The sequence below is a fragment of the Breznakia pachnodae genome (assembly GCF_030814225.1).
In the GTDB taxonomy this organism is placed as follows: Bacteria; Bacillota_I; Bacilli_A; order Erysipelotrichales; family Erysipelotrichaceae; genus Breznakia; species Breznakia pachnodae.
This window is the reverse complement of record NZ_JAUSUR010000001.1, coordinates 458,702-483,425: the sequence shown is the minus strand read 5'-3', so window position 1 is coordinate 483,425 and position 24,724 is coordinate 458,702. Positions and strand designations below refer to the sequence as shown.

Annotated in this window: 23 protein-coding genes and 1 other annotated feature; of the genes, 18 read left to right on the top strand and 5 right to left on the bottom strand. The window is 33.0% G+C overall.

The genetic code is table 11. The annotated features are described in order from the left end of the window. Positions 1-11: 11 nt before the first annotated feature. Positions 12-869 carry a hypothetical protein gene (locus J2S15_RS02310; RefSeq protein WP_307405090.1) on the top strand — a complete coding sequence of 286 codons (858 nt, stop codon included), beginning with the start codon at positions 12-14 and terminating at the stop codon, positions 867-869. A gap of 60 nt (positions 870-929) precedes the next feature. On the opposite strand, the gene gdhA is transcribed toward J2S15_RS02310, so the two are convergent. Further along, positions 930-2,267 (bottom strand): NADP-specific glutamate dehydrogenase, encoded by a 1,338-nt coding sequence (gdhA, locus tag J2S15_RS02305; RefSeq protein ID WP_307405088.1) that lies wholly within the window; start codon positions 2,265-2,267, stop codon positions 930-932. Between the two features lie 146 nt (positions 2,268-2,413). Continuing rightward, entirely contained in the window at positions 2,414-3,994 is a 1,581-nt protein-coding gene (gene asnB, locus J2S15_RS02300) for an asparagine synthase B (RefSeq protein ID WP_307405086.1), read from the bottom strand. 38 nt (positions 3,995-4,032) lie between these two features. Beyond that, positions 4,033-4,272, bottom strand: a binding site (T-box leader). Positions 4,273-4,430: 158 nt separating this feature from the next. On the opposite strand from asnB, the gene J2S15_RS02295 reads away from it, so the two are divergent. The 9 genes from J2S15_RS02295 (at position 4,431) to J2S15_RS02260 (ending at position 13,872) form a co-directional block, all read left to right on the top strand. Then, positions 4,431-5,006, top strand: a complete 576-nt coding sequence (locus tag J2S15_RS02295) for a GrpB family protein (protein ID WP_307405085.1) — start codon at positions 4,431-4,433, stop codon at positions 5,004-5,006. 18 nt (positions 5,007-5,024) lie between these two features. Further along, positions 5,025-5,252, top strand: a complete 228-nt coding sequence (locus tag J2S15_RS20295; protein ID WP_370872481.1) for a GNAT family N-acetyltransferase — start codon at positions 5,025-5,027, stop codon at positions 5,250-5,252. 170 nt (positions 5,253-5,422) lie between these two features. Further along, a complete protein-coding gene (locus J2S15_RS02290; RefSeq protein WP_307405083.1) occupies positions 5,423-6,688 on the top strand; it encodes a hemolysin family protein in 1,266 nt (421 codons plus the stop codon). Positions 6,689-6,699: 11 nt separating this feature from the next. Beyond that, a complete protein-coding gene (locus J2S15_RS02285) occupies positions 6,700-7,173 on the top strand; it encodes a RidA family protein (protein WP_307405082.1) in 474 nt (157 codons plus the stop codon). A gap of 78 nt (positions 7,174-7,251) precedes the next feature. Then, entirely contained in the window at positions 7,252-8,235 is a 984-nt protein-coding gene (locus J2S15_RS02280; protein WP_307405080.1) for a diaminopimelate dehydrogenase, read from the top strand. A gap of 129 nt (positions 8,236-8,364) precedes the next feature. After that, entirely contained in the window at positions 8,365-9,687 is a 1,323-nt protein-coding gene (locus tag J2S15_RS02275) for an NCS2 family permease (protein ID WP_307405077.1), read from the top strand. A gap of 161 nt (positions 9,688-9,848) precedes the next feature. After that, positions 9,849-10,685, top strand: a complete 837-nt coding sequence (locus J2S15_RS02270; protein ID WP_307405075.1) for a LicD family protein — start codon at positions 9,849-9,851, stop codon at positions 10,683-10,685. Next, complete coding sequence (locus J2S15_RS02265; RefSeq protein ID WP_307405072.1) at positions 10,685-12,016, top strand: hypothetical protein; 1,332 nt, start codon at positions 10,685-10,687, stop codon at positions 12,014-12,016. Before J2S15_RS02270 ends, J2S15_RS02265 begins: the two co-directional genes overlap by 1 nt. A 14-nt stretch (positions 12,017-12,030) precedes the next feature. After that, on the top strand, positions 12,031-13,872 hold the full coding sequence (locus J2S15_RS02260) for an ABC-F family ATP-binding cassette domain-containing protein (protein WP_307405071.1): 1,842 nt from the start codon (positions 12,031-12,033) through the stop codon (positions 13,870-13,872). 19 nt (positions 13,873-13,891) lie between these two features. Here the strand turns inward: J2S15_RS02260 and J2S15_RS02255 are convergent, their stop codons facing one another. Continuing rightward, positions 13,892-14,017 (bottom strand): hypothetical protein, encoded by a 126-nt coding sequence (locus J2S15_RS02255; protein WP_307405069.1) that lies wholly within the window; start codon positions 14,015-14,017, stop codon positions 13,892-13,894. A 54-nt stretch (positions 14,018-14,071) separates the two neighbouring features. Further along, entirely contained in the window at positions 14,072-14,665 is a 594-nt protein-coding gene (locus J2S15_RS02250) for a hypothetical protein (protein WP_307405067.1), read from the bottom strand. A 140-nt stretch (positions 14,666-14,805) separates the two neighbouring features. Between J2S15_RS02250 and J2S15_RS02245 the strand changes: the two genes are divergently transcribed. From J2S15_RS02245 to J2S15_RS02210, 8 genes are all read left to right on the top strand, one after another. Beyond that, positions 14,806-16,008, top strand: coding sequence for a 6-phosphofructokinase (locus J2S15_RS02245; RefSeq protein ID WP_307405066.1), 1,203 nt, complete (start codon positions 14,806-14,808; stop codon positions 16,006-16,008). 60 nt (positions 16,009-16,068) lie between these two features. Beyond that, positions 16,069-16,530 (top strand): cupin domain-containing protein, encoded by a 462-nt coding sequence (locus J2S15_RS02240; protein WP_307405064.1) that lies wholly within the window; start codon positions 16,069-16,071, stop codon positions 16,528-16,530. 83 nt (positions 16,531-16,613) lie between these two features. Continuing rightward, positions 16,614-16,931, top strand: coding sequence for an MG284/MPN403 family protein (locus J2S15_RS02235; protein ID WP_307405062.1), 318 nt, complete (start codon positions 16,614-16,616; stop codon positions 16,929-16,931). Positions 16,932-17,069: 138 nt separating this feature from the next. Next, positions 17,070-18,776: a phosphoenolpyruvate--protein phosphotransferase gene (gene ptsP, locus J2S15_RS02230; protein ID WP_307405060.1), complete on the top strand. Its 1,707-nt coding sequence runs from the start codon at positions 17,070-17,072 to the stop codon at positions 18,774-18,776. A gap of 98 nt (positions 18,777-18,874) precedes the next feature. Then, on the top strand, positions 18,875-19,054 hold the full coding sequence (locus tag J2S15_RS02225) for a MarR family transcriptional regulator (RefSeq protein WP_307405059.1): 180 nt from the start codon (positions 18,875-18,877) through the stop codon (positions 19,052-19,054). Positions 19,055-19,390: 336 nt separating this feature from the next. Continuing rightward, complete coding sequence (locus J2S15_RS02220; protein WP_307405057.1) at positions 19,391-20,119, top strand: LytR/AlgR family response regulator transcription factor; 729 nt, start codon at positions 19,391-19,393, stop codon at positions 20,117-20,119. Next, entirely contained in the window at positions 20,109-21,449 is a 1,341-nt protein-coding gene (locus J2S15_RS02215) for a sensor histidine kinase (protein WP_307405055.1), read from the top strand. Before J2S15_RS02220 ends, J2S15_RS02215 begins: the two co-directional genes overlap by 11 nt. A gap of 123 nt (positions 21,450-21,572) precedes the next feature. Continuing rightward, positions 21,573-23,165, top strand: a complete 1,593-nt coding sequence (locus J2S15_RS02210; protein ID WP_307405053.1) for an ABC-F family ATP-binding cassette domain-containing protein — start codon at positions 21,573-21,575, stop codon at positions 23,163-23,165. A 40-nt stretch (positions 23,166-23,205) separates the two neighbouring features. On the opposite strand, the gene J2S15_RS02205 is transcribed toward J2S15_RS02210, so the two are convergent. Beyond that, positions 23,206-24,636, bottom strand: a complete 1,431-nt coding sequence (locus J2S15_RS02205) for a tetratricopeptide repeat protein (RefSeq protein WP_307405051.1) — start codon at positions 24,634-24,636, stop codon at positions 23,206-23,208. Positions 24,637-24,724: the final 88 nt, after the last annotated feature.

Here is a 24,724-nt window from a genome sequence, read left to right as displayed (position 1 = left end):
GGAGGAAGATTATGAAAAACGAAGAACAATTCTTAGCAGAACTGATGTGTGGCATTAATGATGATATTGTTGAAATATTAGAAGAAGTGATGGAACATGAAGGCAAGATTCATACTCATGATGAAGTTGCTGTATTATTGCTTGAAATGCTAACTGAGAATGGAGTGGCTATAAGTGATGGACATCAGTTTGAAATCACAAAAGCTGCGAAAGAAAGTTTCAAAAAAGTATATACAGAAGAATTTAAGAAAGAGCGAAAAATTCAATTTAAGTTACATGTCTGTTTTGATATGGCATATGACTTATATGCGATTGTTCCTTTAAGTGTATTAACTAAAATCTACAACAAGGTTGCAGATGAAAAGTTAAGTGAAGAAGAAGTAATGAAAGAAGTAAAAAAGAATAAAAGTGTTATGCAGAACTTTGCAATCATGGACAATGAGTTTATTGACCATGAGTTACTGCAGGATAAATCTACTTATAACCATATAAGAAATGACCAACGTGGTAAAGGACACTATATTCCTACAAAAAGAGAAGTTGATTTCTTTTTTCAAACAATGGAACTAGATATTGACAAACATGTAGAGAAGTTAATTGATTTCTTATTTGCTAAGGTAGCAGGGGATTCAGAAAGAGAATATATCTTTGCATCCATCATGGAGGTACGTGAACTAATTCGTAGTGGTGCTCAGATGCAAGATGTTATGGATTCTCTAGGTGAAGAAATATTAGACCTTTTAGATGAAGATGACTTGACTGTATTCTTTGATTTATTAAATAATATGTGGAATAACACAAGAATGATTTCGAATGCTGGATTTACACCAATGGAATTGAGCAGAACAAGAACAACACCAATGAGTTAAAAAAAGGAGTAATAAGCCAAATTTGGTCTTATTACTCTTTCTTTCTATATAATATATGTTTTATACAATCCCTTGTGCCATCATAGCACGAGCAACTTTTAAGAATCCAGCAATATTTGCACCAGCAACAAAGTTACCAGCAACACCATATTCTTTTGCGGTTACTGAGATATTACGGTAGATTTCTTCCATAATTCCTTTTAACTGTGCATCAACTTCTTCAAATGACCAAGACATACGAAGTGAATTTTGACTCATTTCAAGTCCTGATACAGCTACTCCACCAGCATTGCTTGCTTTACCAGGAGCATATAATACGTTGTTTGATTGGAATACTTCTACTGCTTCAGGAGTACAAGGCATGTTTGCACCTTCTGCAACTGCAATACATCCATTTTCAACCAATGCTTTCGCACTTGCTTCATCCAACTCGTTTTGAGTAGCACATGGAAGCGCAATATCACATTTGATTGACCAGATTCCTTTGCATCCTTCTGTGTAAGTAGCGCTAGAAACTTCCTCAACATATTCTTTAATTCTTCCACGACGAACTTCTTTGATGTCTTTTACGATATCTAAGTTGATTCCGTTTGCATCATAAATATATCCTTGTGAATCTGATAGAGCAACTACTTTGGCTCCTAATTGTTGAGCTTTTTCAGTTGCATAGATTGCAACATTACCAGATCCAGAAACAACAACTGTTTTTCCTTTGAATGAATTGTTGTGATCATTCAACATAGCTTCGCTTAAGTAGCATAATCCATATCCTGTAGCTTCTGTTCTGGCAAGACTTCCACCAAAGTCTAACCCTTTACCAGTAAGAACGCCAACTGACTCATTACGAATCTTTTTGTATTGACCATACATAAATCCTACTTCACGACCACCAACACCAATATCTCCTGCAGGTACATCTGTGAACTGACCAATGTGACGGTTTAATTCACTCATGAAACTTTGACAGAAACGCATAACCTCTGCATCCGATTTTCCTTTTGGATCGAAGTCACTTCCACCTTTACCACCACCCATAGGCAATGTAGTTAGTGAGTTTTTGAATACTTGTTCAAAACCTAAGAACTTAATAATACTTAAATTTACTGATGGATGAAAACGAAGTCCACCTTTATATGGTCCAATTGCACTATTGAATTGAACACGGAACCCACGGTTCACTTGTACTTTTCCTTGGTCATCCACCCATGGAACGCGAAACATAATCTGACGTTCTGGCTCTACGATTCTTTCAAAAATACCTGCATCTAAAAACTCTGGGTTCTTTTCTGCAACTACTTCTAATGATTCAAGAACTTCATCAACTGCCTGAATGAATTCAGCATCATTTGGATTACGTTTTAGTACTTCATCTTTTACATAAGCTAATTTATTTAACATTTACTGTTTCCCCCTTGGTTGTTAAGCAACTAAAAAAAGATGCCGTAGGAAAAAGAAGCCTACAGCACCTTTGCTGTTATTTACGATTTTATACTTTCTATCAGTGCTTGTCAAGGCTGATTTTAATTTTCTCCAGTAATTATCGACTATACACCACTGTTTCCATAGTTTGAAAGAACTCTGGCACTTGGATCATCCACTTTACAACCACTCCAAGTTTGATTTGGTAACCAATACCCACAAATTAAAGCATCATGACCATGATAATGCTGATCAAACAGTTCACGATAATATAAGCTTTCCTTTGTATAGGGAGGACAATGGGTATATTGTTTGCATTTTCTTGTAAACTCTTCGTCTGTATATAGTGTCTGTGCATATTCCTTAATATAGTCTACTAATGAATGACCAACTGCGTCGGAGAACGCAGCTTTATCACGATATAAAATTGAATCCGGTAAAGTATCTCCTTCAAATGCTTTACGTAATAAATATTTTCCCATGTTGTAAGTATTCATTTTTATCTCTGGGCAAATACTCATAATGTAATCTGCAAATTTTAAATCACCAAAAGGCACTCGTCCTTCCAGACTGTTGCTTGAGATACAACGATCTGCTCGTAATACATCATACATATATAATTCCTTTACACGTTTTTGTGCTTCTTTTTGAAATTCGGTAGCATTTGGTGCAAAGTCAGTATACTTATATCCCAATAATTCATCAGATATTTCTCCAGTAAATAAAACTTTGATATCAGTGTGTTCATGAATCCACTGACATAACAGATACATACCAATTGAAGCACGAATGGTTGTAATATCCCAAGTCTCTAATACTTCAACTACTTTTGGAAGAATAGTTAGTACATCCTCTTTGGTAATAACTACTTCTGTATGATCACTACCAATATAATCAGCTACTTCTTTTGCATACTTCAAATCGATTGCATCTTCACTCATCCCAATTGCAAATGTACGAATTGGTTTATCTGAAAGTTTTGAAGCAACAGAACAAACAATACTAGAATCCAATCCACCACTTAACAAGTATCCAACTGGTGCATCAGCATCCATACGCTTCTTAATTCCATCAACCAGTAAGTCATGAATATCTTTACAGATTACATCAATATCTTTGTTGATAAAATTGGATGATTGAGATACATCATGATAGCAGGTAAAGACTCCATCCTGATAAAAGTAACCAGGAGGGAAAGGAAAAATCTGATCGCATAAATCAACAAGTGCTTTTGCTTCGGATGCAAACATGATAGCTTTGCTTTCTTTGTGATATCCATAAAACATTGCTCTTATCCCAAACGGATCTCTTGCGGCAATTAATGAATCATGTTTTGCATCATAGAGAACACAGGCAAATTCTGCATCTAATTTGTTAAACATTGCTGTCCCATAAGTTTCATACATTGGAAGCAATAATTCACAATCACTACCTGATATAAAGGTATAATCATTTTCTAATTCTTTCTTTAATTTACGAAATCCATAAAGTTCTCCATTACAGATAACATAACTACCATCTCTTTCAAATGGTTGCATACCATGCTCATCAAGTCCCATAATCGCAAGACGATGAAAACCAAAGTATCCATGTTCATTTTTTATCACTTTACTCATATCTGGTCCACGATAAGCAATTTTCTCAAACGATGTTTGAAATTCTTTTTCTGATACACTTGTATCACTACAATACATAAATCCACACATATTAGCGGCCTCCTAAAATAAAAACAGTCCTTCATCCTACAAGGGACGAATGACTGTGAATCCGCGGTACCACCCAAATTATCATAACTGAAAACTTATGATCTCTTTTATTAACTATCATTAATAAGTACTTTTAACGTCGTACTCACGGCTTACACTACGTTTTCGCATAAGCAACTCCAAGGTGTTTTTCGCTTTAGGCTTCTTATTGGTTTTCCACTGTCACCAACTCACTATAAATAGTTTCTAAAGGTACTCGTCCTCATCAATGTTGTTATTGCATATTTTACACTTAAATAATCTGATGTCAAGAAAAAATACACAATTTTAGAATTTTAATAGAGATTGAGTCTTAATTTGATTATTGATATACTAATATCATATACGAAGGAGTGAGAAGATGATCACTACAGTAAATTACAAATAAGGATATAATATGAAAAAACAATTATCACAAATGTCGATTGAAGAATTATGGGAGTTATTTCCTATACAACTGACAGAGCATAATAAAGATTGGAAATGCTGGTTTGACGAAGAAAAAATGCTATTAGACCAGATTTTAAAAGACGTATATCCACTTCGAATCGCTCATATCGGAAGTACTGCAATTCCTGCAATCTATGCAAAGCCAATTGTTGATATTTTAATTGAAACAGATGGGGATTGGAATATAATAGAAAAACAATTAATTCAAAGTGGTTATATTTTTATGTCTCAATCGGATAATCGTAAATCTTTTAATAAAGGTTATACCGAGAATGGATTTGCTCAGAAAGTTTTTCATCTGCATTTACGACACATTGGGGATAATGATGAGTTATATTTTAGAGATTATCTTAATGAACATCTCAAAGTAGCAAAAGAATATGAAACAATGAAATTAGGTTTATGGAAACGCTTTGAACATAATCGTGATGCTTATACAAATCATAAGACAGAGTTTGTAAATAAGTATACGAAAAAAGCAAAAAAACTATATAAGAATAAATATAATAAAGTGACTATATAATAAATGTCAGAGTGAGGAATTATAAGTGAAGTAGTAAATGAAATATTAAATTATTTGTTTATACATGATATTGAGTATGTATGGGCATGTTGTTTTAAGGAAAACATTTCATCAAAGAAATTAATTGAAAAATTAGGATTTATACTTCAACAAGAAGGAAACTTTTATTCTTCAAGTCTTGATAAAACATTTGATTCTTATGAATATTGTCTAACGAAATCACAATGGAAAAGTAATCACAAATAAGAAATGATTTTCACTAAATCAAACAATAAAAATTATATAAAAATCAGAACAAGCAAATTTTCAAAAAAAAGCGTGAAAAATTGATAAAATGAGCGTATTATATTATAATACTATTTACTAGATATTTATTAGAATATTTTTGAGAAAAATAACAGAAGGAGTGGTAAATTTTGGATCCCCAGCAGATTGGTATCATAGTAGCATTAGTAGTGTTAATTGCTATGTCAGCATTGTTCTCTTCAAGTGAGACAGCGTATTCTTCAGTAAATGGAATACGATTGAAAAATCTTGCGAAAGAAGGTAATAAAAAAGCAGAGTTAGCATATCAGGTGTGGAAGAATTCTACAGCCGTAATAACATCAATACTAATAGGAAATAATATTGTTAATATTTTAGCGACATCATTAGCAACGATGTTGTTCTCGCAGTTATTAGGAAGTGCAGGTGTTGCCGTGGCAACAGCTGTTATGACCGTACTTATTTTGGTGTTTGGAGAGATTACTCCAAAGGTAATTGCCCAATCAAAGCCAGAAAGTATTTGTATGTTCATGGCACGTCCAATGTCAATTCTTGTCAAAGTCTTTAAACCGCTTAGTTCAATTGCTGTAGTGGCACAAACAAAATGGGAAGACAATGATGAGGTTAAAAAAGTAACTGCAACAGAGGATGAGTTGCTAGAGATTGTTTCAACAATCGAGCAGGAAGGTGTTCTTGTTCAGGATGAACGCGAATTGATTGAAAGTGTTATTGAATTTGATGATACAAGTGTGAAGGACGTTATGGTTCCTAGAGATGATGTTATCTGGATTTATGATAATGCATCGTATACAACACTTAAAAAGATTATTTCAGAAAATAAATTGTCAAGATTCCCCGTGATCTCTCATGAGACATTGAAAGTGGTAGGGGTATTAAGAGTACGTGATATTTTAGATTGTCTATTAGCTGATCGTAAAGTGAATATTGTAAAGATGATGAGCGAACCATTATTTGTTTCTCAGCGTCGTAAATTACCTCAGATATTAGAAGATATTCAAAAGAATCGTGTGCATATGGCAATTGTTACTGAAAGTTCGAAGATCGAGAATTTTGTGGGAGTAGTTACCTTAGAAGATGTGCTTGAAGAATTAGTTGGTGAAATCTATGATGAGTATGATGCATTACCAGACCATGTAGTAGAATTTGGTCATCATACATTTGAAGTAGAAGGCCAGGTTAATTTAGCACATTTCTTTGATGAATATTTAGATGATTATATCTTACCAATTACTTCGGCACGTTCTGTTTCCCAATGGGTAAAAGAACTTGCAGGTGGAAAAGTAAGAAAAGGTAAACAGATAGTATTTGAAAACTATCATATCAAAGTACTTGCTACCAAAGAAGGAATGGCAACAAAGATAGAACTTACGGTGTTAACACCAGTAGAAGAAGATTAAGAGGTGGAAAAATGTTTCTTCAAAAAATAGAAAGTAAGAATGCACCAAAACCAGTTGGTGCATATTCTCCAGCAGTTAAGTTGGGAGATTTTGTATATATGTCTGGACAAATTGGTTTAGATCCACAAACGAATGAAATGGTTGATGGAATCGAAGCACAGACAAAACAAGTAATGGAAAATATTAAAGCATTATTGAATGAAAAAGGATTGGATATGCATCATATCGTTAAGACAACGATTTTATTGGATAACATTGATGACTTCTCAGTAGTGAATGATATTTATGGAAGTTACTTTACTTCAGGAGTCTTTCCTGCAAGAAGCGCATTTGAAGTAGCGAAGTTACCTAAAAATGCATTAGTAGAAATTGAATGTCTTGTAATTGACACATTGATTTATGAGCAACAGCAACAACAAAGTTGTGGTGGTTGCAGCAGTGATGATTGTGGAGATGATTGCGGATGTGGAGGATGTCACGAATAGTGATATCCTTTTTTTTCGCCATTGGTTTTAAATTTTGGTATAATTAGAAAAACAATTAAGGAACAAAGAGGTGATGATATGAAAATTAGAGTCGGAATCGTAGGTTATGGAAACTTAGGAAAAGGAGTAGAAAACGTTATATCTTATAATGAAGATATGGAACTGGTAGGTGTTTTTACTCGTCGTGATCCAAGTACTATAAAAACGAAAACAAATATTCCTGCATATACACTAGAGGATGCGCAGAATATGAAAGATGATATTGATGTAATGATTTTATGTGGAGGTAGTGCAAAAGATTTACCAGAACAGACTCCATTATTTGCAAAGTCATTTAATGTAGTAGACAGTTTTGATACACATGCAAATATACCAGAGCACTTTAAACGTGTAGATGATGCATGTAGAGCCAGCAATCATGTTGGAATTGTTTCAGTAGGATGGGATCCAGGATTATTCTCATTACAACGTCTATATGGAGAAGCAATTCTACCACAAGGAAACGTACAAACGTTCTGGGGAAAAGGTGTTAGCCAGGGACATTCGGATGCAATTCGTCGTGTTGAAGGAGTAAAAGATGCTCGTCAATACACTATTCCAATTCAAGAAACTTTAGATAAAGTAAGAAGTGGAAATAATAGTGAATTTACAGCACGTGAAAAACATCTACGTGAATGTTATGTTGTAGTGGAAGATGGTGCAGATAAAAAGGTGATTGAGGAAACAATCAAAACAATGCCAAACTACTTTGCTGATTATGAAACAATTGTTCATTTCATTAGTGAAGAAGAATTACAAAGAGACCACCAGGGTTTACCTCATGGTGGGGTCGTATTACATACTGCAAATACAGGGTTTGATAATGAGCATAAACAAGTGATTGAATATAAATTAGATTTAGACTCTAATCCTGAGTTTACTTCCAGTGTATTAGTAGCCTATGCCAGAGCCGCATATCGTTTAGCAAATGAAAAACAATTTGGATGTAAGAGTGTGTTTGAAGTAGCACCAGTATATTTACATGCTTCTAGTGTTGAAGAATTAAGAAAGAAGTTATTATAGAAGCATATGATTAGAGGACCAGATTCAGGTTCTCTTTTTTAGATATTGTTGTTTGCGATAATTTACCCTTTGAAAAAAATGTCAATCATTATATAATAGAAGAGTATTTTTTTTAATAAGGGGGACAAAATGTTAGAAAATTTATTTAAGCTTAGCGAAAAGAAAACTGACGTTAAGACGGAGATCATTGCAGGGGTAACTACATTCTTAGCGATGGCATACATCTTAGCTGTTAACCCAGGTATTCTTGGTGCAGCAGGAATGGATGTGCATTCAGTATTTATGGCAACCGCAATTTCTTCAGGATTTGCTTCAATTCTTATGGGAATTCTTGCAAACTATCCAGTTGCATTGGCACCAGGAATGGGAGTAAATGCATTCTTTACGTACACAGCAGTATTAACAATGGGAGAAACTTGGCAAAGTGCATTGGCAGCAGTATTTGTTTCTGGTGTAATCTTCTTGGTTATCTCAGTTACTGGAGTTCGTAAGATGATTATCAATGCTATTCCTAAACAAATGAAACTTGCTATTGGTGCAGGAATTGGTTTCTTTATTGCATTTGTAGGACTTATGAATGCAGGTATTGTTGTTTCTAGTGAATCAACAGGTGTAACATTAGGTAACTTAACAGATCCTACTGTATTATTAGCGATTGTTGGTATTCTAGTTACAATTGCTTTAATTGGTAAAAATGTACCAGCAGCAGTATTCTTTGGATTACTTATTACAGCAGTAATTGGATTGATTGCTGGATTTATGGGAGTTGAAGGTATGCCTCAATTACCAGAATCAATGGCAATGAATTTCGAAATGAACACAGTAGGAGCATTTATGGATGGATTTGACCAATTGTTCTCAGATCTTGGAAATATGTTCATTATTGTATTCTCATTCTTATTTGTAGACTTCTTTGATACAGCAGGTACACTTGTAGCAATTGGTAACCGTATTGGTTTAGTAAATGAACAAGGTGAATTAGAAAACGTAGAAAAAGCATTACTATCAGATGCAATTGGTACAATTGCAGGTGCTGCCTTAGGTACATCTACAGTTACATCATTCGTAGAATCAAGTAGTGGTGTTGCAGTTGGTGGTAAGACTGGTCTTACTGCAGTAACAACTGGAGTATTGTTCTTCTTATCAATTTTCTTGGCACCATTGGTATTATCAGTAGTAACAAGTGCGGTAACAACACCAGCATTAGTTGCAGTTGGTATCTTAATGGCTCAACAGTTAAAAGGAATTGATTGGGATGACTTTGCATTTGCAGCAGCAAGTTTTATTACAATCGCAATGATGATTCTTACATACTCAATTTCAAATGGTATGGCATTAGGATTTATCACTTATGCAATTGCAATGGTTGCAACAAACCGTTCAAAAGAAGTTAGTCCAGTAGTTTGGTGTTTGGTAGCTATCTTTGTACTGTATTTTGGATTCTTAGCTTAATTATAAATAAAAATAAATAGATATCGAAAAGAACACTTGTTATTAGGTGTTCTTTTATTATAAAATGGTAGATAAGTTTAAGAATTCTAAAATAAGAGGATAAACTATTTGAAGTATCTTTTTAAAAGAAAAATTAGTATAATAGGAGCAGGTGATTTATTTTGAAAGAGTACATATTAAAGACGAATAGTGATGGCAGTAAAATTACCGTACATGATGTACAAATGGTTTTACTGGAAATGTTGAAAGATATTGATAAAATCTGTCAAAAACATGATATTCCTTACTTCTTAGTAGGTGGGTCGTGTCTTGGGGCAGTTCGTCATGAAGGATTTATTCCTTGGGATGATGATGCCGATATTGGAATGTTATATGAAGACTACTTACGGTTTTTAGACGTTGTAAAAACCGAGTTGGATACAGAGAACTATTACTTTCAGACATTTGATACACACAAAGAATACAATGTATTTATTCCAGCAATGAAGTTTCGCAAACGCGGAACGTATGTAAAGGAAGCGAATACACTGTTGAGAAATCGTTGTAAAGATGGAGATGGTTTATTTATTGATGTCTTTATAATTGATTATATTGATGAGCGAAAGTGGGTTGATGTCTTGTGTAGACTGAAAGCTACTCTTTATTTGGTTGTTGTGACCTTGATTGAAAATCTTGGAATCAATCCATATCGTTTAAAGAAACGCTTTGTCCGTTTTGTTCGTAGATACTCTAGAAAAAGTAGAGAACGTGGAAGTTCTCTGATTGGATTTGATTTGTCATGGGTATTTAACTCACCATTTCATCCTGTAGTTTATAAGAAGGATGATATTTATCCATTACAATATCATAAGTTTGTGGATACACAACTGCCAATTCCAAGAGTCCCAAAATCACTGTTGGATGCTGAAGTATCGGTGAATCATATGAGTTATCCACCAGAAAAGATGCAACATCCAAAACATATTGTAGATGTTAATTTAACAAGCGAGGAAGCATAATGGCGTATACACCAAGAAAAAGACGATTTAAATTAAACTATAAAATTGTAGTACCACTTTTAGTGTTATTAATTTTTATTGCGTATTTTTTGGTGAATTTTATTAATAAGAGTAATGAAGAACAGCAGGTATTATTTACTGTCTGTGACTTTAGTAGTGAAAAAACAAAAACTACATTGGAAAAAGAATATAAAGATGTAACTGAAGTAAAGGACTATTTATTTTATGGAGAAAGTTTAGGAATCTATCAGGACCCTTATAAAGGTGAGAACAGTGATGGATTTAATGCGAAAACAATAAAGTTAAAAAGTGTCTGTGGTGATGAAGAATATTCATTTTTAATGGATAGTGCGGCTGATCGTAAGATTCTGTTAGGAAACTTAGAACCAGGATTTTATGAAATGTATATTGTAGAGGATTTAAAAGAGCGAAGATTATATATGAGTGATGAAGTGGATATAAGTACTACAACAGTTACTCGAAATGGAAAAAATAAGAAAGTTCAACTGCTGGCAGATACAAAGTTGTTGAATGATTATGATGTAACAACAAACTATGCATATGCATATCTTTCAGTGAGTGAAACAAAACTTAAAGAAGATGAATATGATGTAGTAATTGATCCAGCTGCCAATGACAGTGGAATTACTGGTGGTTATGGAAGTACTGCAGGAAGTTCAGGGAATGGACTTACAGAGGCAACAGAGAGTTATATAGCTGCAGAATTATTAAAAACAAAATTAGAAGAAAAAGGATTAAAAGTATTAATTCTTAGAGGCGAAGATGAAGTTATATCTACTTATGGGGAAGATGGACGGATCGCAAAAGCATATGAAGTAAATGCGAAATACTATTTCCGTCTAGGTTTCTCATCTGATGAAACATCACCAAGCTTGAATGGATTTAATATATTCCATTCCTCTCATTCAACAGGAATGTTAGCATCTCAGATTGGATATGATTTGCCTAAAAATACAGGTAAGAATTTAGTGGGAGATACGATTCATATGCGTTCAGGTGATAGTACCCAAGGTGTGATTAGTTCTGGTGTGAATGCTGGAGATATAGATGGTCGTGAGGTATATGATAGTGATTTATACATTCGTGAGTCAGGTGGAAAAGCAACACAGGCTGGAATGTATTCAGAGAATTCACAAGAAGGAACTGCATCTTTTTCCAAAGACAATTTATATGGAATCAATACATTGAATATTTATTTCTGTTACTTTAGTAATAGTGATAATGCAACATATTGGAAAAACAGCAAAGAAACGATTGTTGATTCAGTAGCGAATTCGATAGCAGTATATTTAGATTTAGATACAGAATAATAAAGGAGTAAATTATGCGTTACCAGATAAGTAAAGGATATAAATCTTTTGGAGCGCAAGAAATTTTTAGTAATATTACATTTGAAGTTAAAGATAACGAAAAAGTAGCAATTGTTGGTAGAAATGGTTGTGGGAAAACAACATTATTAAAAATTATTGCGAACGAAGAAAGTATGGATTCAGGAGAAATCCATAAAGATAAGAAAATAAGTATTGGGTATTTGGCTCAGACTTCTTTCTTTGACGAAAATCACAGTGTTGAAGAAGAATTTGAACAAATATTTGAAGAACTACATACATTAGAAAAGAAGATGGAAGAGTTAACACTACAGATGCAGGAAGACTATAGCGATGAAGTGTTACAACAATATGGAAAATACCAGCACCAGCATGAAATACTGGGAGGGTATACCTATAAAAGTGAAATACATAATATATTTACAAAGTTTGGCTTTAAGATGGAAGATTTAAAGAAACAGGTAAATGAGTTTTCTGGAGGACAAAAGACAAGAATTGCGTTTGTGAAGTTGTTGTTGAGTAAACCAGATATCTTATTGTTGGATGAGCCAACCAATCATTTGGACTTGGAAACCATCAAATGGCTAGAAGGATATGTAAAACGTTATCCAAAAGCAGTAGTCATGGTTTCCCATGATAGAACATTTCTGGATGAAGTAGTAACTACAATTTATGAACTTGAAAGACATAAATTAAAAAAATATGCAGGAAATTATTCTGCATATGTACAGACGAAAAAAGTAGAAATGGAACGAAATCAGAGTGCCTATCGTAATCAACAGGAAGAGATTGAACGAATTGAAGGAATCATTGAAAAATTCCGTTATAAGAAAAATAAGGCAAAACTTGCACAGTCAAAAATTAAGTATTTGGATCGGATGGATAAGATTGAACTGGAAACCAGTGATACAAAAACTTTTCATCCAACCTTCCGTTCTAGAATCAAAGGTGGAAATCAAGTACTAACGATTCAAGATTTGGAAATAGGATATGATAAGGTACTGTGTAAAATCAATCTAGATATTCTTCGAGGACAGAGGATTGCTATTATTGGACCTAATGGGAAGGGGAAGAGTACCTTCATGAAAACCTTAATGGGACAAGTAAAACCACTAGGTGGTTCATTTATGTTTGGTCATCAGATTGAGATTGGTTATTTTGATCAGGATTTGGCTCAGTTTCAATACACAAAAAATGTATTAGAAACTGTATGGGATAAATACCCAGACCTAAATCGTACTCAGGTAAGGACGGCACTTGGAAGTTTCTTATTTACTGGTGATGATGTCTTTAAGGATGTTGCAGTACTCAGTGGTGGAGAAAAGGTACGATTGTCATTTGTTGATTTGATGCTTCAAAAACCAAACCTGTTATTACTTGATGAGCCTACCAACCATCTGGATATTTTAGGGAAAGAAGCACTGGAAGAATCCTTGCTAAATTATGATGGTACGATGTTGTTTGTATCTCATGATCGATATTTTATATCAAAGATTGCTAATGGAATCTTAACGATTGATGAAGGAAAAGCAGAATATCATGCCCTTACATATGAAGAATTAAATCAAAAAGAAGAAGTAAAGGTACAGGAAAATGCACCAACAACAAACAAAAAGGAAAAACCAAAACATATTAATTATGGTAAGGAAATTTCAAAATTGGAGACGAAGATTAACACTGCAGAAGAGAAGTTAGAAGAGCTACGTGAACTTCGTTTTGAACCAGAGTATTATCATGATCCTAAGAAGATGTCTGTACTTGATGAAGAAATTGATCAGGTTCATAATGAAATCAATACGATGATGGAGTTATGGGAAGAATACAACGAATACTTATAATAAACTAAAAAAGCAACTATTATGGATTTAGTTGCTTTTGACTTTTCTTAGGCTTTTGTGATGTTTTGATTGATGAAGCCTTATTTGTTTTCGGTTTATTGATAATGCATAATAATGCTAAGTATAGTAGTTCATCTTGTTTCATATTAATCACCTCTTGGGATTATCATACAGAAGTGAAATGAAATCTAAACGCTGTTTATGTTAAAGTTTTGTGAACATCATATGCACGAATCATATAATATAGAAATAAACTTAAGAAGATAGACATTACGAGCTCTAAGATTCCAGAGATATCCCCTAATACAAATAACAAGGTAACTGCAATGATAATAAAGCTTATCATAAAGCGAAAACATTTTTCAAAATATACAGGCTGAATAAACTGAAATAAATATACATAATAAATAATTAAGAAGATGGTAAAGACACTTGATAGCAGTGAAGCATATACATGTAAGTTAGAAAGCATAGGATATATTTCTGTATTATAAGGAATAAAGAATGATGAAATACTCATAATTGTTAATACACAGGCAAGTGGAATCAGTCGTTTTCCATAAACTCCTGTTTTTCTTGTTAGATAATAGAAGGAAACAAGATAATCTACAGAAACTAAAACACCCCATATCTGAAATAGTAAACGATACTGTGGCTGGTTTCCAATATAGGTAAGGTTTTCATACAACACAGACTCCTGAAGCCCTAAAATTAGGGAAGTTACTGGGATAACAATAACAGCTAAAATACACAGAATTGTCTCAATTGTATTGGTTGGTTTCCATAATTTCATATACATTAGGATAACGTGAATGAAATGTCTTGTCAAAGAATTATTCTAATTTGTTCTAATATTCACAAGTTTTATTGGAAAAGGTCATTTTACTGTGGTAAAATACTCCTGTATGTATTACATAGGAGGTACGTAAAAACATGGCAAATTGTTTAGTTGCACAATCTGGTGGACCTACTACCGTTATCAATGCTTCTTTAGCAGGTGTGGTTAAGGCAAACCAATTGAACCCAGTATATGAAACAGTATATGGTGGATTAAATGGGATTGAAGGTATTTTAGAAGGAAGACTATATGACTTAACAAATATGAGTGAATTGGAGAACCGTATATTAAAACAAACTCCATCATCAGCGTTAGGATCATGTCGTTACAAATTAAAAAGAGATGACGATACAGATTACCGTAGATTGGTAGATATCATGGATCAATTCGATATTGAAGTTTTATTCTACATTGGTGGAAATGACTCAATGGATACAGTTGATGCACTTAGCCAATGGGCTAAGAAAAATGGAATTGCAAAACGTTTTGTTGGAATTCCAAAAACAGTAGATAATGACTTAATGGTTACTGACCACTGTCCTGGATTTGCTTCAGCTGCAAAATTTGTAAATGCTGTAGTAACTAGTACTTGGTTAGACTACAATGTATATACTCGTGCGGAAGTATTTATCCTTGAAACAATGGGTAGAGATGCTGGTTGGTTAGCAGGATCTAGTGTTATTTCTGACAAAGTAGATTTACTTGTATTACCAGAAGAAGACTTTGATCAAGACAACTTCTTAAAACAAGTAAAAAACTGTATGGATACAAAAGGAAAATGTTATATTGTTGTTAGTGAAGGTGCTCATTTTGCTGATGGTAGCTATTTAGCAGCTGCTGACGCTAAGAATGACGGTTTCGGACATGCAGTACTAGGTGGAGCTGGAAACGCTCTTAAAAACATGATTTTGGACGCTGGTATCGCACCACGTGCAAAAGTACAAGATTTAAGTACTGCACAACGTTGTGCTAACTACTTACAATCATACGTAGATGTTGAAGAAGCATTCAAATTAGGAATGAGTGGACATATGCGTAGTGCTGATGGAGAATTCACTGGACAAGTAGTTGGTGTAGTTCGTAAAGAAGGTGCTGAATATGATGTAGATTACATTGCAGGACCAGCTAGCGAATTTGCTAACCATGTTAAGAACATTCCAGCTGAATGGATTCTTCCAGATTACAAAGGATTAACAAAAGAAGCTTACGAATACTTCACACCATTAATTCAAGGTGAACCAGACCTAATTATGGAAAACGGTGTTCCTGCTTACGTGAAACCTTACCACATGAGATAATCTCAAGACACTATGGAAACATAGTGTTTTTTAATATACAATAACGTTAAGAGGTAAGTGATGAAAATAAATAATATAAATAAGCTAGAAGATGAATTTATCTGGAAAAGCAAAAACGGGTTGACAACAAAGTTTCTGGGCAATGCAGCAGGTAGTGAAAAACTGTATATAAATGTTGATAAGATTATGCCTGGTTTTTATAGTTGTCGCTATCATGCTCATTCATTACAGGAAGAGTTCTTTCTAATTTTAAAAGGAAAGGGACTTATGCGCTATAATGGTGATGAATATGAAGTAAGTGAAGGTGATTTTATATCAAAGCCAGCTGGAAAGCGTAATGCACATCAGTTTTATAATAATAGTGATGATGTATTTGAAATTTTAGATGTTGGTTCTGTCGAACGTGATGATGTCTGTTATTACCCAAATGATAACATGTATCTGGTAAGAGAAAATGGAAAACCACATTTCTTTAAAGAAGAAAATGAGTTAGAGGACTGGGAAACTGATCCTAATGAATAGAAAAAGAAGTATTCGTTGTAAAAGATGAATACTTTTATTTAGGAATAATTCAATTATCTGTTTATGTATGAATAGGTGATAATATGGATTTTGAAAGAATTGAATTTAAAAAGAAAGATAATTTAATCAAACAGGTAGCTAACATGTATCGTAGTTGTGAATTACATACAGATATATGCGGTGTATTTCAGGTTGGTGATCAGGTAAGTCATTACTTTGAAGTAAAGCATCAAGTAGATTGTGCTCTACGTAAACTATGCGACTACCAGATTCAAATTATCAGAAAAGAATATCTAGGTCATTATCGTAAAAATTGGTATATTGAATTTTATGATGATGCGACTTTTTATGAATGTAAAGAGCGCAGTATGAATGCATTTCTCCATGCTTTATATGGATAATTTGTGAGCCCTTACAACTTTAAAGGAAAATTATTGCTTTTCTTGTGAAAAATATAACAGGTTTCCAATTTGTTCGTTGATAAGGGGTCTTATCTTTGTTATAATAATTTTATGTAAAATATGTATGGAGGAACCAGTATGTTAAAAGGAATAGCGGCTTCAAGTGGAATTGCAATTGCAAAAGTATACAAACTTGAAATGCCAAAAATGGAAATCGAAAAGAAATCCGCAGATGCTGCTGAAGAGGTAGCAAAACTTAAAAGTGCAGTAGATAAAACTGTACAAGATATTGAGCTAATCAAAGAGCGTGCAGCAGCAAACCTATCTGCAGAAGAACTTGCTGTGTTTGATGCTCACTTAATGGTAGCACAAGATCCAGAATTTATTGGTGCAGTAGAAGGTCAAATTACGACTGAAAACTGTAATGCTGAATTTGCAGCAGAAACAGTTGCTAACATGTATGTTTCAATGTTCGAATCAATGGATGATGCTTACATGCGTGAAAGAGCAGCAGATATTAAAGATGTTACTGTACGTCTAAAAGCAAATCTATTAGGAGTGAAAATTCCTGACTTAACTACAATTGATGAAGAAGTAGTAATCGTAGCATACGATTTAACACCTTCTGATACTGCTCAGTTAAACAAAAAGTACACAAAAGGATTTGCTACTGAAATTGGAGGAAGAACTTCTCACTCTGCTATTATGGCAAGAAGTTTAGAAATTCCTGCAGTAGTAGGTTGTGCTGGAATTTTAGAAACAGCAAATGACGGTGACAGTATTATTATGGATGCAATCGCTGGTAAAGTTATCTTAAATCCAGATGATGCAACTGTAAAAGAATATGAGGTAAAACGTACTGCATTTGAAGAAGAAAAAGAAGCATTGAAAGTATTAATCGATGCACCATCTATTTCTACTGATGGACACCATGTTGAATTAGCTGGTAACATTGGAACTCCAAATGATGTGCAAGGTGTGTTAGATAATGGTGGAGAAGGAATTGGATTATACCGTACAGAATTCCTTTACATGAACTCTCAAGACTTCCCAACGGAAGAAGAACAATTTGTAGCATACAAATTAGTATTAGAAGGAATGAAAGGAAAAAGAGTTGTTGTTCGTACACTAGATATTGGTGGAGACAAGAAACTTCCTTACTTTGAATTCCCAGAAGAAATGAACCCTTTCTTAGGATACCGTGCAATTCGTCTATGTTTAGACCGTACAGATATCTTCAAGGTTCAGTTAAGAGCATTATGTCGTGCTTCAGTTTATGGAAAACTATGTATTATGTTCCCAATGATCGCGACTGTTCAAGAATTCAAAGACGCAAAAGCAATCTTTGAAGAAGTAAAAGCAGAATTAATTGCAGAAGGTGTAAAAGTTGCAGATGATATCGAAGTTGGTATGATGGTAGAAATTCCAGCAGCAGCAGTATTAGCTGACCAATTTGCGAAAGTAGCTGATTTCTTCTCAATTGGAACAAATGACCTTATCCAATACAGTATGGCAGCTGACCGTATGAGTGAAAAAGTATCTTACTTATACCAACCATACAACCCTTCAATTCTTCGTTTGATTAAAATGACAATCGATGGAGCTCATAAAGAAGGAAAATGGGCTGGTATGTGTGGAGAAATGGCTGGAGAGCCAGATGCAGCAGCAATCCTATTAGGTCTTGGATTAGATGAGTTCTCAATGAGTGCTTCATCAATTCTGAAAGCTAGAAAAGTAATTACTTCTCTAAGCAAGAAAGAAATGGAAGACGTAGCAGCAAAATGTCTGGAAATGGACAATGCTGAAGAGGTTCAAGCATACGTACAAAGCGTTATTAATAAATAAAGTTGAAGCTGGCAATTAGCCAGCTTTTCTTAAGCAAATCCATAGAGTTTAATTGTAGGATATGCTATGCTATGATTAACATAATGGAGGAAATAACAATGGACACAAAAGCAAAAGTATTAGAAGCAATGAAAGAATTTGGTAAACCAATGAGTGCTGGAGAAGTGGAAAAAGCAACGGGAATGGATCGTAAAGAAATCGATAAAGCATTTAAAGAGTTAAAGAAAGATGAAGCGATTGTTTCACCAGTTCGTTGTAAGTGGGAACCAACAAAATAAGTAGAAATAAGAGATACCTTTTCATAATTTGAAAGGTATTTTTTAATTTTATATTCAAAAAACCCTATACTCCTAGAAAAATAAAATAAAAAAAAGAAAAGAAACCCTATACTCATTTCCATAAAATTAAGAATTATGTATTATAATTTAATAGAAAATGTATAAAATCAAATGAGTGATATTTAAAGAAAGGATGATATAATAAAGACAGTTAATAAATAAGGTGATAAGTATATTCAAAAGATAAGGATTATTATTTATCTTTATTTTAAACAATGAATTTGAACTGGAGGGGCATCAATTCTAACACAAAAAGAAATGGACAGGGGTATGTTTATGAAAATTTGTATATTAGAAGATGTGGAGAAAGATGCTAAAGTATTGATTGAAGGGCTGCGACAATATGAAAAAGAAAATCAAACTCACTTGGAGATTGATTATTTTCGTAATTCAGAAAAGCTTAGTGATATTTTAAATGATCATTATGATTTAGTATTTCTTGATATTTATTTAGATAAAGAAAATGGAATTGAAATTGCCAGAAAGATACGTGAATATCAGGATGTAAATATTGTTTTTCTAACAAGCAGCAATGAATTTGCACTTGATGCATTTGAAGTAAGGGCGTTGCATTACATTCTAAAACCAATTAATGGTAAACAGATACAAGAAGTAATGCGTCGTTATAAGCGACAACAAAAAATAGAAGATACAAAACAGATAAAGATTAAAGTTGGTCACTCAGAAGTGATTCTTCCAGAGAGTCATATTTCTTATATAGAAAAAGAAGGGAAAGTGGCACTGATTCATACAAAACAGGGATTGCTACGTTCTTATTCAACTTTGGAAGTATTATATGAACAATTAAGTCCTACTTTATTTACACGACCTCAGAGAAGTTATATTGTGAATTATAATTTTATTTTGGAAGTAAAAACAAGTGTATTAGTTTTAAAGAATCATTTAGAAATTTCAATGAATCGAAAGATTCGCTCTAAATTAAAGAATGATTATTATGATTATCTGTTTAATGATGTAAGAGGCGATATCAAATATGGCAATTAATGCTCTACGCCTCTTTTTGGCATATGCAATACAGACAATACCATGTTGTTATCTTATTCTAATGCCATATAAAGCGATTCATCAAGTAAACAGGAAAACCATTATTCACGCAGTATTTTTAGTTGCAGTTAGTGCAATAGTATTTACAATTTTGGGGATGATACTTTACTCTTATACAAGTGATAACAGTATGGTAAATTACTTGTTTATTGTGATTGTGATTATAACATTTGCGATAATTGACAGTTTCATCAATCGTCCATTTTATGAAAAAGTATTTTTTATTTTATTAGTAATTCATTATGCACTTATTGTGAGCACAATTTCAAACTATATACGTCATGCATGGATTGTAAACACATCAGCAGTTGAAGATCGTTTCATTAATGGTATAAATGATTTATGGATTATTTCATTAATTACGGTTTTAGTATTTCCACTTGTCAGTAAGTTTATTAAAATTGTAATGCAGAGATTATCAACATTTACTGTAACTTCGGATACCTGGAAGAAACTATGCTTGTTGCCTTTAATTTTAATGGTTATATCACTATTATCATTTATGATGGCAAGAACGTTGGAATTTAATGGTACAACACTTTCTATATTTATTTTAATTTTTATAAGTATTTTATCTACTTATTATTTATCATTTAATCTGCTTCAACAATATCGAAAAAATATTATTTTAGAGAGTGAAGCACAAATTCTTGATTTGCAGTTACATTTGCATAATCAAGGATATAATCAGTTAGTTGAGAAGATGGATCAGTTTCGTAAAATCAAACATGACTTTATTCATCATATGCGAGCAATTGATGCTCTTGCACAAAATCAGGATTATAAGAAAATCAATGCTTATATACAGGAGTATATGCAAAATCAGTATTTTTTAGACAATATAAGATATTGTGAGAATACAGAAATTGATTTATTAATGCGATATTATGCAGGGATGGCAAAAGCTGAGAAGATACCTATAGATATTAAACTGGATATCAGAAATGATATTAAGGTGTCAGTTGCTGATATTAGTATTATTTTAGGAAACTGTATTGAGAATGCAATTCAGGCAAGTAAGCTGGTCAGTGAAGAAAACCGATTGATTTATGTAAGGGGGAGACAGGATAATCATTCGTTAGTTTTTTCTATTGATAATACATTTGATGGAAATGTTATTGAAGAAAAAGGAAAACTAGTGTCTACAAAACATGCACAGGATGCAATTGGAGTCAGCAGCGTGCAGGCAATACTAAAAAAGTACAATGGTGTTTTGAAATATGAGTATGATAAGCATAAATTCTATGTTTCAATTTTCTTATCACAATAAAATAATTAATAAAGCAAATGTAATCTTAGATGAATATATTTGCTTTTTCTATATCGAAAATAGTTTCGATTTATAGGTTGGTTTATGCTATAATACTATCATTGCGTGTAAAGGAGAAATAGCATGTTGAAAGTAATTGATTTGTCATTACATTTTGATGGGAGACCATTATTTGATAATGTAAATATAAATTTTGTAGAAGATAATTGTTATGGGGTAATTGGTGCCAATGGTGCTGGTAAATCCACTTTTTTGAAACTGTTATCAAAAGAGTTAGAACCAACCAAAGGAAACGTAAGTCTTGATAAAGGACAACGTCTTTCTTTCTTGAAACAGGATCATTTCCAATTTGATGATAAACCTGTATTAGAGACCGTTATTATGGGAAATGAAAAATTATATGATGTCATGAAAGAGAAAGATGCATTGTATGCAAAAGCTGACTTCAGTGAAGCGGATGGAATTCGTGCTGGGGAATTAGAAGAAGCGTTTGCTGATATGGATGGTTGGAATGCCGAAGCTGATGCAGCAATTTTGCTGCAGGGATTAGGTATTACTACTGAATTTCATGATTCACTTATGAAGGAACTGGAAGGTAATGATAAAGTAAAAGTATTACTTGCACAGGCGTTATTTGGAAACCCTGATGTATTACTTTTAGATGAGCCTACCAACCACTTGGATATTGATGCAATTCGTTGGTTAGAAGAATTCTTAATTAATCTAGATAGTACGGTTATTATTGTTTCCCATGATCGTCATTTTATCAATAAGACATGTACTGTAATTGCAGATATTGATTATGGTAAGATTCAGTTATTCGCTGGAAACTATGATTTCTGGTATGAATCAAGTCAACTGATTCAAAAACAATTAAAAGATGCAAATAAGAAAAAAGAAGACAGAATGAAAGAACTTCAAGATTTTATTGATCGTTTCAGTGCCAATGCTTCAAAGTCAAAACAGGCAACGTCAAGAAAACAAGCATTAAAGAAGATCTCATTAGAAGATATTAAACCAAGTAATCGTAGATATCCATTTATTGATTTTAAATCACAAAGACCAGTAGGGAACTCAATTCTTACATTGGATGATTTAATCGTTACAACAAGTGAAGGAACTACTACAAAACCAATTACACTAACAATGGATAAAGCATATAATAAAGTTGCACTTGTAGGAGACCAAGAATTATTAAATACAATTTTCTTAGATGCAATCGCTGAAAATTATGCAGATGATCCAGATCATATACACTGGGGAAGTAGTGTTCAACTTGCATACTTTGAAAAGGATTTTGAAAAACACTTTGATAATGATATGCGAATTGTAGATTGGCTAACTCAATACTCAGAAGATAAAGATGAAGCGTTTGTAAGAGGATTCTTAGGAAGAATGTTATTTTCTGGAGAAGATGCCTTAAAGAAAGTAAATGTCTTGTCTGGTGGTGAGAAAGTACGTTGTATGCTTTCAAAAATGATGATTCAAGGTGCAAATGTATTAATATTTGATGATCCTACTAACCATTTAGATATGGAATCAATTACTGCACTAAATGATGCACTTATTAAATTTGATGGAATCATTATCTTTACTTCTCATGATTATCAGATTTTAGATACTGTTGCAAATCGAGTTATTTCATTTGATGAAAATCAAAAACTGAATGATTATTTAGGGACTTATGAAGAATATTTAGAGCGCAAAAACAAATAAAAAGTGTTGAAAGGATTTATATCCTGACAACACTTTTTTTCTATTTTACATAGTATCTTGATAACCAGTCTTTTGCCTGATTAATCAATTCTTGATTACTTGATATCTCTACTACTTCTTCAAATGCTGCAGTAGATTCTCTAAACTGATTTAAATTCATATATGCAAGTCCCTGATTATAACGAGAGTAATCTTTTTGCTCGTTTAAATCATAAGACTTTTTAAAGTCCTCTAATGCTTTTTCATACTCTTGTTTACTTAGATAAATAGAACCTCGATTAAAGTATGACGAACCTTCCTGTACTTTATTTTTTATACATTTTGTATAGTATTTTGATGCCTGATCATAGTTTTCCATATTACTGTAACATATCGCAATTACAAATAATATTTCTTTATCTTTACCACCATTATCTTCATATTTTTTCCAATAGGTAATTGTGTTTTCATAGTCTTTTCGCATATATGCACTATAACCTAACTGATATAAATAATCATTGTTTTTTGGTTCCAGTTCATGCAATTTTAATAAAGTATTGTATGCCAATTCATAGTTTTCCAAATGAATATAGCAAGAACTTAATCGACTCAATGCATCTATATCATTTGGATTACTTTCAAGATATGCCGTGTAATCATTAATTGCATTCTGATATTGTTCTAACTGATAATATGCATCTCCGCGTTTTAATAATGCTTTTGGATCATTTGTTTCTTCTACGGCATTTGTATATTTAGTGATTGCTTGTTCATAATTATTCTGTTGCATTTCATAATCACCCTGAACTTGTGATAACTGAACATAACTTGGATCAATGGCAGCAATTCTTTCTATATCCTTATTTGCTAGTTCATCCTGACCTAATTTAAGATAACACTCAGCACGTCTTACTAATAGCTCTAAATCATTCTCTGATTTTTCTAATAACAGATTAAGATCAGCTACTGCATTTTCATAATCTTCGATATTGAAATATAACTGTGCTCTGCTTAATCGCACATCATCATTATCTTCTAACTCCAATATTTTAGACAAATAATTAATTGCTGATTCATAATTATTAAGGGTAATTTCTAAGTTTGCCAGTTTCACTAAAAGATTAGTATTTGTTTCATTTTCTTCTAGTGCACGCTTGTAGATTTCTAATGCTTCTTCGCTACGATTTAGACCAATCAGAATATCTCCTTTAAGTTCAATATAATTTGCTGCTTTCTCATATCGAAGTGCCTGATCAATCTGTTTTAAGGCGTCTTCAAACTTACCCTCTTCATAAGCAGCGAGGGCTTTATTATAGTATTCTGCACCTTTTTGAGTTCGTTCATTTTGTTCCTGCTGATACACTCTGACACCAGCATATGATAGAGAACTTCCAACAATAAGCACAACCATAATAATGATAAAAAGAGAATTTTTCTTCTTTGTAAATTTTTTCTTTTTTAGTTCTTTTTTTCGTTTTTTCTTGTTGCTCATAAAATTAACCCTCAATGTGTAATTACCTAATCACATTTTATCATTAATCTGAAATCATTTTTATCCTTTGGGCATAAAGTGTATCTAA

Excerpts from the sequence above, each read along its gene's own strand:
- J2S15_RS02225 (WP_307405059.1), top strand. The coding sequence starts at position 18,875 with ATGGACACAAAAGCAAAAGTATTAGAAGCAATGAAAGAATTTGGTAAA.
- J2S15_RS02285 (WP_307405082.1), top strand. The coding sequence starts at position 6,700 with ATGTTTCTTCAAAAAATAGAAAGTAAGAATGCACCAAAACCAGTTGGT.
- J2S15_RS02255 (WP_307405069.1), bottom strand. The coding sequence starts at position 14,017 with ATGAAACAAGATGAACTACTATACTTAGCATTATTATGCATTATCAAT.
- J2S15_RS02235 (WP_307405062.1), top strand. The coding sequence starts at position 16,614 with ATGGATTTTGAAAGAATTGAATTTAAAAAGAAAGATAATTTAATCAAA.
- gdhA (WP_307405088.1), bottom strand. The coding sequence starts at position 2,267 with ATGTTAAATAAATTAGCTTATGTAAAAGATGAAGTACTAAAACGTAAT.
- J2S15_RS02240 (WP_307405064.1), top strand. The coding sequence starts at position 16,069 with ATGAAAATAAATAATATAAATAAGCTAGAAGATGAATTTATCTGGAAA.
- J2S15_RS02205 (WP_307405051.1), bottom strand. The coding sequence starts at position 24,636 with ATGAGCAACAAGAAAAAACGAAAAAAAGAACTAAAAAAGAAAAAATTT.
- J2S15_RS02215 (WP_307405055.1), top strand. The coding sequence starts at position 20,109 with ATGGCAATTAATGCTCTACGCCTCTTTTTGGCATATGCAATACAGACA.
- asnB (WP_307405086.1), bottom strand. The coding sequence starts at position 3,994 with ATGTGTGGATTTATGTATTGTAGTGATACAAGTGTATCAGAAAAAGAA.
- J2S15_RS02310 (WP_307405090.1), top strand. The coding sequence starts at position 12 with ATGAAAAACGAAGAACAATTCTTAGCAGAACTGATGTGTGGCATTAAT.
- J2S15_RS02210 (WP_307405053.1), top strand. The coding sequence starts at position 21,573 with ATGTTGAAAGTAATTGATTTGTCATTACATTTTGATGGGAGACCATTA.
- J2S15_RS02295 (WP_307405085.1), top strand. The coding sequence starts at position 4,431 with ATGAAAAAACAATTATCACAAATGTCGATTGAAGAATTATGGGAGTTA.
- J2S15_RS02260 (WP_307405071.1), top strand. The coding sequence starts at position 12,031 with ATGCGTTACCAGATAAGTAAAGGATATAAATCTTTTGGAGCGCAAGAA.
- ptsP (WP_307405060.1), top strand. The coding sequence starts at position 17,070 with ATGTTAAAAGGAATAGCGGCTTCAAGTGGAATTGCAATTGCAAAAGTA.
- J2S15_RS02280 (WP_307405080.1), top strand. The coding sequence starts at position 7,252 with ATGAAAATTAGAGTCGGAATCGTAGGTTATGGAAACTTAGGAAAAGGA.
- J2S15_RS02250 (WP_307405067.1), bottom strand. The coding sequence starts at position 14,665 with ATGAAATTATGGAAACCAACCAATACAATTGAGACAATTCTGTGTATT.
- J2S15_RS02265 (WP_307405072.1), top strand. The coding sequence starts at position 10,685 with ATGGCGTATACACCAAGAAAAAGACGATTTAAATTAAACTATAAAATT.
- J2S15_RS02220 (WP_307405057.1), top strand. The coding sequence starts at position 19,391 with ATGAAAATTTGTATATTAGAAGATGTGGAGAAAGATGCTAAAGTATTG.
- J2S15_RS02245 (WP_307405066.1), top strand. The coding sequence starts at position 14,806 with ATGGCAAATTGTTTAGTTGCACAATCTGGTGGACCTACTACCGTTATC.
- J2S15_RS02275 (WP_307405077.1), top strand. The coding sequence starts at position 8,365 with ATGTTAGAAAATTTATTTAAGCTTAGCGAAAAGAAAACTGACGTTAAG.